At 72.3% G+C, this 11,164-nt stretch carries 10 protein-coding genes; 6 read left to right on the top strand and 4 right to left on the bottom strand.

The window, feature by feature from the left end; all coding sequences use genetic code 11:
* The first annotated feature begins 301 nt into the window (after positions 1-301).
* Positions 302-1,147 carry a protein phosphatase 2C domain-containing protein gene (locus J2N69_RS25160; protein WP_230902746.1) on the top strand — a complete coding sequence of 282 codons (846 nt, stop codon included), beginning with the start codon at positions 302-304 and terminating at the stop codon, positions 1,145-1,147.
* 94 nt (positions 1,148-1,241) lie between these two features.
* On the opposite strand, the gene J2N69_RS25155 is transcribed toward J2N69_RS25160, so the two are convergent.
* Positions 1,242-1,730, bottom strand: a complete 489-nt coding sequence (locus J2N69_RS25155; protein ID WP_230902745.1) for a MarR family winged helix-turn-helix transcriptional regulator — start codon at positions 1,728-1,730, stop codon at positions 1,242-1,244.
* Positions 1,731-1,988: 258 nt separating this feature from the next.
* Between J2N69_RS25155 and J2N69_RS25150 the strand changes: the two genes are divergently transcribed.
* Positions 1,989-2,822: a lysozyme gene (locus tag J2N69_RS25150; RefSeq protein WP_230902744.1), complete on the top strand. Its 834-nt coding sequence runs from the start codon at positions 1,989-1,991 to the stop codon at positions 2,820-2,822.
* 74 nt (positions 2,823-2,896) lie between these two features.
* Here J2N69_RS25150 and lon read toward each other — a convergent pair whose 3' ends face one another.
* Complete coding sequence (gene lon, locus J2N69_RS25145) at positions 2,897-5,329, bottom strand: endopeptidase La (protein ID WP_230902743.1); 2,433 nt, start codon at positions 5,327-5,329, stop codon at positions 2,897-2,899.
* Positions 5,330-5,490: 161 nt separating this feature from the next.
* On the bottom strand, positions 5,491-5,835 hold the full coding sequence (locus J2N69_RS25140) for a hypothetical protein (protein ID WP_230902742.1): 345 nt from the start codon (positions 5,833-5,835) through the stop codon (positions 5,491-5,493).
* A 190-nt stretch (positions 5,836-6,025) separates the two neighbouring features.
* Here J2N69_RS25140 and J2N69_RS25135 point away from each other — a divergent pair, with 190 nt between their 5' ends.
* Entirely contained in the window at positions 6,026-7,036 is a 1,011-nt protein-coding gene (locus J2N69_RS25135; RefSeq protein WP_230902741.1) for an acetylserotonin O-methyltransferase, read from the top strand.
* Here the strand turns inward: J2N69_RS25135 and J2N69_RS25130 are convergent.
* Positions 7,033-7,743, bottom strand: a complete 711-nt coding sequence (locus J2N69_RS25130) for a rhomboid-like protein (protein WP_408056789.1) — start codon at positions 7,741-7,743, stop codon at positions 7,033-7,035. The two genes, J2N69_RS25135 and J2N69_RS25130, sit on opposite strands and share 4 nt — an antisense overlap.
* 676 nt (positions 7,744-8,419) lie before the next feature.
* On the opposite strand from J2N69_RS25130, the gene J2N69_RS25125 reads away from it, so the two are divergent.
* The 3 genes from J2N69_RS25125 to J2N69_RS25115 all read left to right on the top strand — a co-directional run bounded on the left by J2N69_RS25125 (position 8,420) and on the right by J2N69_RS25115 (position 11,050).
* Positions 8,420-9,133, top strand: a complete 714-nt coding sequence (locus J2N69_RS25125; RefSeq protein WP_230902740.1) for a spermidine synthase family protein — start codon at positions 8,420-8,422, stop codon at positions 9,131-9,133.
* A 65-nt stretch (positions 9,134-9,198) separates the two neighbouring features.
* Positions 9,199-9,939 carry a response regulator transcription factor gene (locus J2N69_RS25120; protein ID WP_055701842.1) on the top strand — a complete coding sequence of 247 codons (741 nt, stop codon included), beginning with the start codon at positions 9,199-9,201 and terminating at the stop codon, positions 9,937-9,939.
* A 13-nt stretch (positions 9,940-9,952) separates the two neighbouring features.
* The gene (locus tag J2N69_RS25115; RefSeq protein WP_230902739.1) at positions 9,953-11,050 is read left to right on the top strand and encodes a sensor histidine kinase; all 1,098 of its coding nucleotides are present in this window, start codon (positions 9,953-9,955) and stop codon (positions 11,048-11,050) included.
* Positions 11,051-11,164 lie beyond the last annotated feature (114 nt).

Here is an 11,164-nt window from a genome sequence, read left to right as displayed (position 1 = left end):
CCGGTACGGCTCCTGACCCTTCCAGTGCCGGTGAGTGGTGGTCGCGCATCGCATGCCTGGCCACCCGAAGGAGTGAACATCGGCAGGGAGTTGGCGAGCAAGTCCCGGCGCGCGGGAGTCCTGGCATATGCGGTGCGCCGGTTGGACGTCGCCGACCGGCTTTGGCAGGATGCGCCGCCACACCCCGGCGGAGTCGATCATTCCGGTCCAATTCCGGCGCGAGACCCGCCGGTCCGGGCCGAGCCGGACCTCGCTTCCCGTACCCCCTGGACCCCGCGCACGCCTCGTGCAGACTGGCTGGATGCGCATCGAACTCGCCACTGAGCCCGGAGACCCCGCACGCCCCAACGAGGACTACGCGTCGGTCGCGCTTCCCGCTTCCGGGCAGGGCGGATCGCTCGTCCTGCTGGACGGCGTGACCCCGCCGGAGGGGTCCATGGGCTGTCTGCATTCCGTCCCCTGGTTCACGGCGCGACTCGGCGGCGCCCTGGGCGAACTGTCCGTTTCACGACGGGATATGACGCTGCCTGAGGTCCTCGCGGCCGCCATCTCGCGTACCGCCGAGGCACATGGTTCAACCTGTGACCTTTCTCACCCGCGTACGCCTCAGGCAACCGTGGTGCTGGTGCGGTGGGACGCCGAGCGCGTCGAGCATCTGGTGCTGTCCGACTCGGCGCTCCTCATGACGGGCGAGGGCGGCGCGGTGACCGCCGTCCTCGACCGCCGCCTCGCCGAACTGCCACCCGCCGTCCAGGCCCTGCGCGACCAGGTGCGCGCCCTGCCGCGCGGCTCGGCCGAGCGCGAGGTGGCGGGCCGGGCCTACGGGGCCGCGGTCGAGGCCCTGCGCAACGCCGAGGACGGCTTCTTCACGGCCGCGGCCGATCCCTCGGCCGCCCTGCGCGCGGTCACCGGTGAGGCGCCGCGGGCGGACGTGACGGCGGTGGCCGCGCTCACCGACGGGGCGGCGCGGTGGGTCGAGACGTTCCGCGAGGGCGACTGGGCGGAGTGCTTCGGCCTGCTGCGCAAGGAGGGCCCGCAGCACCTGCTGGACCGCGTACGGGAGTTGGAGCACGCCGATCCCGACCGCCTGGCCTTCCCGCGCGGCAAGCGGCACGACGACGCGGCGGCGGTCTACGTGGAACTCTGAGCCGTCCGGCGGCCCACGGGCCGGGGGCCCACGCAGAGCTTTATGCCGTCCGGCGGCTCACGCAGAGCCCCGAGCCCCCCAGCCGCCCCGCGGCTCACGCGTCGGCGCCGGCGTTCAGCCGGCCGAGCAGCCGGGCCAGCTCGGCGACCTCCGCCCGGTCCCAGCCCTGGAGCTGGCGCACGTACCGGGCGCGGCGGGCGGCGCGCACCGTGCGGAAGCGGGTGCGGCCGTCGGGCGTGAGCCGGATGAGCCAGGCGCGGCCGTCGGCGGGGTCGGGCTCGCGGGAGACCAGGCCCAGCTCCTCCATGGCCCGCAGCTGGCGGCTCATCGTCGCCTTGCCGACGCCGATGTACGCGGCGAGGTCGGTGGCCCGCTGCGGGCCCGAGTCGTCCAGGCAGACGAGCAGGCCGTACGCGGCGGGCTCCAGGTCGGGGTGGACCTGGCGGGCCATCTCGCCGGAGGAGGCCCGCGCGCGGCGCAACAGGAGAGACAACTCCCGTTCCAGGGAGAGGAACTCGCGGTCCACCCCTGGTTCGGCGTCACCGCGCGCCCCGTCCTTCACGCCCTTCTCTGCAGCACCCATGTCCCGCTTTCCCGATTCTGAAAGTTGTCGCCGGAAGGCCCTCGCGCCGCGGCCGTGGCGCCGACGGCCTGACCAGTATTTCGCAAGGTCGCCACGGTGCCGCTCCGGTGGCACCGCCACAGGAGTGGACCAACGGCACCACTCTGGACCTCTTCCCCGCGACGGTCTACGTGCGTAGCTTTTCAAGTGACATGTTCACACCATGAACCTGTCGCAAGGTCCCCCCAGAGCACCACCGAGGCCTTCGGAGGCACGCAGATGTCCGTGCACAGACCCGGCCCCTCCCACCGCCCCCGCTTCTCGCCGGCGGCGATCCTCCTCGCGGTCCTGTCCGCCCTCTCCCTCCTCCTGACGCTCCCCACGGCGGCCCAGGCGGACGACGTCCCCCCGCGCGGCTCCGCCCGCCTCGGCCAGGGCGTCATCGAACACGACGGCCAGGGCGGTCTGCCCACCGGCGGCGGCGCCACCCAGACCGAGGGCGTCGACGTCAGCAGCCATCAGGGCAACGTCGCCTGGTCCACGCTGTGGAACAGCGGCGTGAAGTGGGCCTACGTCAAGGCCACCGAGGGCACGTACTACGAGAACCCGTACTTCGCCCAGCAGTACAACGGTTCGTACAACGTGGGCATGATCCGGGGCGCGTACCACTTCGCGACCCCCGACACCGCCAGCGGCGCCAGCCAGGCCAACTACTTCGCGAGCAACGGCGGCGGCTGGTCGCGCGACGGCAGGACGCTGCCGGGCGCGCTGGACATCGAATGGAACCCCTACGGGGCCGCCTGCTACGGCAAGTCGCAGTCCGCGATGGTCAGCTGGATTCGTGACTTCCTCACCACCTACAAGGCGCGCACCGGCCGCGACGCCGTGATCTACACCGCCACCAGCTGGTGGAAGCAGTGCACCGGCAACTACAGCGGCTTCGGCGCCAGCAACCCGCTGTGGATCGCCCGCTACGACACCAGCCCGGGCGAACTCCCCGCCGGCTGGGGCTTCCACACCATGTGGCAGTACACCTCCTCCGGGCCGACGGTCGGTGACCACAACAAGTTCAACGGCGCCTACGACCGGGTCCAGGCGCTCGCCAACGGCTGAGTACGCGAACGGCGGCCCGCCCCGTGCGGGGCGGACCGCCGTTCCCTTGCCGTGACGCGGCGATCCCTGGCCCGTTACACGGCGACCGGGACCTGCGCCTCGGGCACGGTGGCCTCGGTGAGCGCCAGTTCGAGCACCTGGCGCACATCGGTCACCGCGTGCACGTCGAGCTTCTCCAGGACCTCGGCCGGGACGTCGTCGAGGTCGGGCTCGTTCCGCTTCGGGATGATCACCGTGGTGATCCCGGCGCGGTGCGCGGCCAGCAGCTTCTGCTTGACGCCGCCGATCGGCAGCACCCGGCCGGTCAGCGAGACCTCACCGGTCATGGCCACGTCGGTGCGGACCAGCCGGCCGCTGAGCAGCGAGGCGAGGGCCGTCGTCATCGTGACGCCCGCGCTCGGCCCGTCCTTCGGCACCGCGCCCGCCGGGAAGTGGATGTGCACGCCCCGGTCCTTCAGGTCGGCGACCGGCAGCTCCAGTTCGGCGCCGTGCGAGCGCAGGAAGCTCAGCGCGATCTGCGCCGACTCCTTCATCACGTCGCCGAGCTGGCCGGTGAGGGTCAGCCCCGAGGCCCCGGTCTCCGGGTCGGCGAGGGACGCCTCCACGAACAGCACGTCGCCGCCCGCCCCGGTGACCGCGAGCCCGGTCGCCACGCCCGGCACCGCGGTGCGCCGCTCGGCCGGGTCCTGGGCGGACTCCGGCACGTGGTGCGGCCGCCCGATCAGGTCGCGCAGATCCTCGTCGGTGACGGTGAAGGGCAGCTCCCGCTCGCCCAGTTCGTGCTGGGCCGCGACCTTGCGCAGCAGCCGCGCCACCGAGCGCTCCAGGTTGCGTACGCCCGCTTCGCGCGTGTACTCCCCGGCGAGCTTGCGCAGGGCGCTCTCGTCGAGCGTGACCTCGTCCTTCGCCAGGCCCGCCCGGTCCAGCTGGCGCGGGAGCAGGTGGTCGCGGGCGATGACGATCTTCTCGTCCTCCGTGTAACCGTCGAGGCGGACCAGCTCCATGCGGTCGAGCAGGGCCTCCGGGATGGCTTCGAGGACGTTGGCCGTCGCCAGGAAGACGACGTCGCTCAGGTCCAGCTCCACCTCCAGGTAGTGGTCCCGGAAGGTGTGGTTCTGCGCCGGGTCGAGGACTTCGAGGAGGGCGGCGGCCGGGTCGCCCCGGAAGTCGGAGCCCACCTTGTCGATCTCGTCGAGGAGCACGACCGGGTTCATCGACCCGGCCTCCTTGATGGCCCGCACGATCCGCCCGGGCAGCGCCCCGACGTACGTACGGCGGTGTCCGCGGATCTCCGCCTCGTCCCGTACGCCGCCGAGCGCGACCCGCACGAACTTGCGGCCCATGGCGTGCGCGACGGACTCGCCGAGCGAGGTCTTGCCGACGCCGGGCGGGCCGACGAGGGCGAGCACGGCGCCGCCGCGGCGCCCGCCGACGACCCCGAGGCCGCGGTCGGCGCGGCGCTTGCGCACCGCCAGGTACTCGGTGATGCGCTCCTTCACGTCCTGGAGCCCCGCGTGCTCGGCGTCGAGCACTTCCTGGGCGCCCTTGATGTCGTACGCGTCCTCCGTGTGCTCGTTCCACGGCAGTTCGAGAACGGTGTCGAGCCACGTCCTGATCCACGAGCCCTCGGGCGACTGGTCGCTGGCGCGCTCCAGCTTGTCGACCTCCTTGAGGGCGGCCTCGCGGACCTTCTCGGGCAGGTCGGCGGCCTCGACGCGGGCGCGGTAGTCGTCGGACTCCTCGCCTTCCTGCTCGCCGTTCAGCTCGCGCAGCTCCTTGCGCACGGCGTCCAGCTGACGCCGCAGCAGGAATTCGCGCTGCTGCTTGTCGACGCCCTCCTGGACGTCCTTGGCGATGGTCTCGGCGACGTCCTGCTCGGCGAGGTGTTCGCGGAGCTGGGCGGTGGCGAGCTTGAGGCGGGCGACGGCGTCCTCGGTCTCCAGCAGTTCGACCTTCTGCTGGGTGGTGAGGAAGGGCGAGTACCCGGAGTTGTCGGCGAGCGCGGAGACGTCCTTGCCTTCTGCGAGCTGCGTGACGCGGTCCACGACCTGCCAGGCGCCGCGCTTCTTCAGCCAGCTGGTGGCGAGCGCCTTGTACTCCTTGACCAGCTCGGTGACGGCGCCGGGCAGGGGCTCCGGGACGGAGTCGCTCACGTTCTGCCCCTCGACCCACAGGGCGGCGCCGGGCCCGGTCGTACCGGCGCCGATGCGCACGCGGCCGCGGCCGCGGATGAGGGCGCCGGGGTCGCCGTCGGAGAGCCGTCCGACCTGCTCGACGGTGCCGAGGACGCCCATCGCGGCGTACGTCCCGTCGATGCGCGGAACAAGCAGCACCTTCGGCTTGCTGTCGCCCTCGGAACGGGCCGCGGCCTGCGCGGCCTCCACCGCGGCGCGCACCTCGGCGTCGGAGAGGTCGAACGGAACCACCATGCCGGGCAGGACCACCTCGTCGTCGAGCGGCAGCACAGGCAGAGTGAGCGTTGTGTACGAGGTGGACTCAGTAGCCATGATCTCCCTTTCGGCATTCAAGTTGAGCTGTACCGACTCAATGCTTGTGAGCGCCGCGATGTTCCCCAACCGTTGTTCGCTCTGAGCGATCACCCCGACCCGGTGTGCTGCCGAGGGCCGCGGTGCCGCGTTTCCGGGTCGCTTGCCTCCGTGGAGGCGGCTCAGGGGCAGCGGCGTCCCAACTTCGCGGACCGGCGGTTGTGCCCCTTGGTGTCCCACCACTCTTCCAAGAGGCCACGCACCAGCTCGACGAGTTGGCGAAGGCGCTCGGGGTCGGGGGCGGAGGAGGTGAACACGTCCGCAAAGGACTTGTCGCCCCAGGGCAGTGTGCACACCCAGCACTCGTCGGCCCGACCCTCCCGCTCGACGATCAGGCCGTAGGTCAACGTGACGCTGCGGTCCGGCTGATGTTCCGTCATCAGGTCGGTGACGTTGAACCGGGTCGCGCCGTCATCGGTGGTGAATGAGCGGGCCAGAACGCGCTCAGCCGGCGTGCGGGCCGCCATATGCGCCTCTCATCTCGGCTACGGGGACCCCAAGTTGGTCGCCGGGGCCGTGCGGGGCGACGGCGTGAGCGGCATCGGCGTGGGCATCAGCACCGTCATCCGCTCCAGGTGGGCCCCGGACGCCCTCTGTACGGACGGGCCTTCCCTCGGGACCGTGGAGGTTTCCCCCCGACTCTCACGGAGGAGACCCATGGTGGACACACCTGACCTCACCGGCCGGCTCATGGAGCACGCGCTCGGGCACCTGTTCTCCGCGGCGCTGCGCACGGCGGCCCGCTGCCGGGTCGCCGACCACCTGGCCGCCGGGCCCCGCACCGCCGAGGAGCTGGCGGAGCTGACGGACACCCACGCCGGGCACCTGCGCCGCGTCCTGCGCTATCTCGCCACGCGTGACGTCTTCCGCGAGGACGAGGCGGGCGCCTTCCACCTCACGCCGCTCGCGGACTCGCTGCGCACGGACGTGCCGCACTCGCAGCACGCGGCGGTCGTGATGCTGACCGACCAGGCGTTCCAGAGGACCTCGGCGGGTCTGGAGGAGACGGTGCGCAAGGAGGGGCCGTCCTTCGAGCGGACCTTCGGGCAGCCGTTCTTCGCGTACCTGGCCGGGGACCCGGCGCTGCGGGAGCTGTTCGACGCGGGCATGACCTCGCTCTCGGGGCCGGTCGACACGGCGGTCGCCGAGGCGTTCCCCTTCCCCGAGCGGGGCACGGTGGTGGACGTCGGCGGCGGGCGCGGCAACCTCCTGAAGACGCTCCTGCGCGGGCGGCCCGGCCTGACCGGGGTCCTCTTCGACCAGACCCCGGCGATCAGTACGCATGTCCTGAGCGGGGACGAGGCCGTGCGGGGCCGCTGGAGCGCCGAGTCCGGGGACTTCTTCGCCGAGGTACCCAAGGGCGGCGACCTCTACGTACTCAAGCACGTACTGCACGACTGGCCGGACGACGCCTGCCTGCGCATCCTGCGCAACTGCCGGGCGGCCATGCCACCCGGCGCCCGCCTCCTGGTCGTCGAGTCGGTGCTCCCCAAGGGCAACGACCCGCATCCCGGCAAGGCGCTGGACCTCGCCATGGCCGCGATCGTGGACGGCCGGGAGCGGACGGAGGCCGACTTCACGGCGCTGCTCTCGGCGGGAGGGTTCACGCTGACGCGGATCGTGCCGACGGCGGCGTGGCCGTCCGTACTGGAGGCGGTGCCCGCCTAGCCCGCTTCGGCGCGTGAGGCCGGCCTGGCGGAAGCCCGGAAGGGACGGCCGCGCCTGAGCAGCGGCCAGACGCAGACACCGACGGCGAACGCGAGCAGGTGCCCCCAGTTCGTCATGGGGTCGGTGAACGCGATCAGGTCCTCGACCAGCATCCAGCCGAAGCCGGCGAGCACGGCCCAGCGCAGCCACGGCGTGAGCAGCCCCGCGAGCGCGCCGACGCTGGCGGCCACGCCGAAGCTGATCCCGTAGTCGAGGCGGTGCAGCGAGCTGCCGGGCAGGTGCCCCGCGAGGACGGACAGCCCGACCGGGACCTCCGTCGCGAGCGTGGCGACGACGTGTCCGAGCAGGAAGACCCCGGCCGTGCGCAGACCGCCGATGCGGCGCTCCAGCGCGGTGAGGACGAGCAGGAAGGCGATGGCGTACGGCGAGGTGATGCCGCCCGCGATCCACAGGGCGCTGGCGACGAGGACGAGGAGCGGGTTGTGCGCGAGGTGCGCCACATCGGTGCTGGACCCGCGCAACAGCGCGTCGACCAGCTCCGGGTCGCCGTACCGGCCGAGGAGCGAGGTGCCGGTGAGGACGACGGCGTACCCGAAGGTGAAGGGCGTACGACGGGGCCCGGGCAGCAACCGCCAGGGGCGGGCCCGGGAGCGGACGGCGGGGGCGGCGGTGACCGCGGACTCGGCGCGGGCCGTAGCGGTGCCCACAGGCCTGGCGATGGCCGTGACGGCGGGCGTGGACTCGGCGGTGGCGGACCCGCCGACGGCCGCGACAGCAGGTACGGGCCCGACGGTGGCGGACCCGGCGACGGCCCTGACAGCCGGAGCGAGCCCAGCGGCGACGGGCCCAGCCACAGCGGTGGCAACGGCCGCAGGCCCAATGCCGGCCGCAGCCGCAGACCCCTCGGCAATCGTAGCCGCAGACCCCGGCCCAGCGGCAGCCCCAGCCGCAGGCGCAGACTCAACGGCAGCCGCAGACCCCCCGGCAGTCGTAGCCCCATCCGCAGGCCCAACAGCGGCCCCGGCCGTATCCGCAACCCCAACCGTTGCGGCACCCCCACGCTCCCCCTCCCGCCAAAGCCCCGGCGGCGGCTGCCGGGGTATCGCGTTCAGGGCGGGCGGCTCACCGTCCCCGGGCGCGCGGGCGGTGCCGGTGGCGGCGGGGGTGTCCGGGGGCTCGACGCTCTGGTTCACGGGTGAGGCGCTCCTTCCGTCCCGTCCTACCCTTTGCCCATTCCCGGAGCGCTGTCCACGCCCGGCGCCCACGTGGGACGTGATTCACAGCAACCCCACCCGTCACTTCCGCGTCACCGGCAGCCTCGGCACCACCCGCCCGCCGAAAATGCCGCCCGCACTCCGCCCCCGCGCTCATACCCTGTGGCCCATGCACACCCACACCACCGACGCCCCCGTCGTCCTCGACAGGCGCGAGGGCCCGTACGGCGAGGTCGTGCTGCGGCGCCACGGTGAGCTGCTGCAGATCATCGCCAACGGCTGCTTCCTCATGGACACCTCCGACGGCCGCTCGGAGCGGCTGCTCGTCGACGCGGCGCGGGACGCCCTCGACGACCGCCCGGCACCCGCCCTCCTGATCGGCGGCCTCGGCGTCGGTTTCTCCCTCGCGCACGCCGCCGCCGACCCCCGCTGGGGGCGCATCACCGTCGTCGAGCGCGAGGCGGCGATCATCGACTGGCACCGGGCGGGACCGCTCGCCGAGCTGTCCGCCGCCGCGCTCACCGATCCGCGTACGCAAATTCTTCACACCGACCTCGTCACCTACATGAACGGAACCAGGGACACACGCCCCGGTGCCCCGCAGACGGACGACCAGACGTACGACGCACTCTGTCTGGACATCGACAACGGCCCCGACTGGACGGTGACGGAGGGCAACAACTCCCTTTACTCGCCTGCCGGTCTGGCCGCCTGCAAAGCCCGCCTCACCCCCGGCGGAGTGCTCGCCGTGTGGTCCGCCAAGCCCTCGCCCGCTTTCGACGACGCTCTACGGAATGCCGGATTCCAGCGGGTACGCACCGAAGAGATCCCCGTTGCCCGAGGCGTCCCCGACGTGGTGCATCTCGGCGTCAGGGCTGCGTAGCCGAGGTGCCTTCGCGCCCCGTACCCTGCTGACCGAACACAAGCGATCAGTGTCAGGGGCGGGCGATGGAGCAGACACACACCTCCCACAACGGCGCGACGGCGGCGACACCCGGCGCCCAGCGACGGGTCCTGGTGGTCGAGGACGACCCGACGATCGTCGACGCCATCGCCGCCCGGCTGCGGGCCGAGGGTTTTGTTGTGCAAACGGCCGGGGACGGCCCTTCGGCGGTCGACACGGCCCAGGCCTGGCAGCCCGACCTGCTCATCCTCGACATCATGCTGCCGGGCTTCGACGGCCTGGAGGTGTGCCGCCGGGTCCAGGCCCAGCGCCCCGTCCCGGTCCTCATGCTCACCGCGCGTGACGACGAGACGGACATGCTGGTCGGCCTCGGCGTGGGCGCCGACGACTACATGACCAAACCGTTCTCCATGCGGGAACTCGCGGCCCGCGTCCACGTCCTGCTCCGCAGGGTCGAGCGGGCCGCGCTCGCCGCGACCACGCCCCGCAGCGGCATCCTGCGCCTGGGCGAACTGGAGATCGACCACGCCCAGCGGCGTGTGCGCGTGCGCAGCGAGGACGTCCATCTGACGCCCACGGAGTTCGACCTGCTGGTCTGCCTGGCCAACACCCCGCGCGCCGTCCTCTCCCGCGAGCAGTTGCTCGCCGAGGTCTGGGACTGGGCCGACGCCTCCGGCACCCGCACCGTCGACAGCCACATCAAGGCGCTGCGCCGGAAGATCGGTGCCGAGCGCATCCGGACGGTGCACGGCGTGGGCTACGCCCTCGAAACCCCGACGCCGTGAGGCCGGTCCTGCCATGAGCGGGCCGTTCGGGTCCTTCGGGCCGTTCCAGGGGCTGCGGCCGTTCTCCATCAAGACGAAGCTCGGGGCCCTGGTGGTGGTCTCCGTCTTCATCACCACGGGCCTGCTCCTGGTGGCCATGAAGACCGAGACCGAGCTGCGCTTCATCACCGTCTTCTCGGTGATCGCCACGCTGCTCATCACGCAGTTCGTGGCGCACAGCCTCACCGCGCCGCTGGACGAGATGAACGCGGTGGCCCGCGCGGTGAGCCACGGCGACTACACGCGCCGGGTACGCGGCGCCGACCGGCGCGACGAGCTGGGCGACGTGGCCACCACGATCAACGCCATGGCCGACGACCTGGAGGCCCAGGACACCCAGCGCAAGGAACTCGTGGCCAACGTCAGCCACGAGCTGCGCACCCCCATCGCGGCCCTGCGCGCCGTCCTGGAGAACGTGGTGGACGGAGTCTCCGCCGCCGACCCGGAGACGATGCGCACCGCCCTGAAGCAGACCGAGCGCCTCGGCCGCCTGGTGGAGACCCTGCTCGACCTCTCCCGCCTCGACAACGGCGTCGTACCGCTGAAGGCCCGCCGCTTCGAGGTCTGGCCGTATCTGTCGGGCGTGCTGAAGGAGGCCAACATGGTGGCCTCCGCGCGCGCGAACATGGCCTCGGGCTCCGGCAGCCACACGCGTACGGACGTCCATCTGCACCTGGACGTCTCGCCCCCGGAGCTGACGGCGCACGCGGACGCGGAGCGCCTGCACCAGGTGGTGGCGAACCTCATCGACAACGCGGTCAAGCACAGCCCGCCGCACGGCCGCGTGACGGTGCGGGCCCGGCGCGGCCCCTACCCCGAGTCGCTGGACCTGGAGGTGCTGGACGAGGGCCCCGGAATCCCTCAGTCCGAGTGGCACCGGGTCTTCGAGCGGTTCAACCGGGGCAGTCACGCCGGAGCCCCCGCCAAGGGCTCGGCCATCGACGGCGGCACCGGCCTCGGCCTCGCCATCGCGCGCTGGGCCGTCGATCTGCACGGCGGCCACATCGGGGTGGCCGAATCCCCGCGCGGCTGCCGCATCCGGGTCACTCTTCCGGGCCTGTCCGACGCGTGAAATTGACGTAGGGTTCGAGGCGGAAGCGATTACCGGCCACTCTCGTGGGCACTCGGGGGCTGCCGCCGCGCGTAGACGTCTCTCCGACGTACCCGCGCGGCCATGTCGCGTTGC

The organism is Streptomyces huasconensis (assembly GCF_021028635.1).
GTDB lineage: Bacteria > Actinomycetota > Actinomycetes > Streptomycetales > Streptomycetaceae > Streptomyces > Streptomyces huasconensis.
The sequence above is the reverse complement of the archived record's forward strand: the minus strand, read 5'-3'. Positions and strand labels throughout refer to the sequence as shown.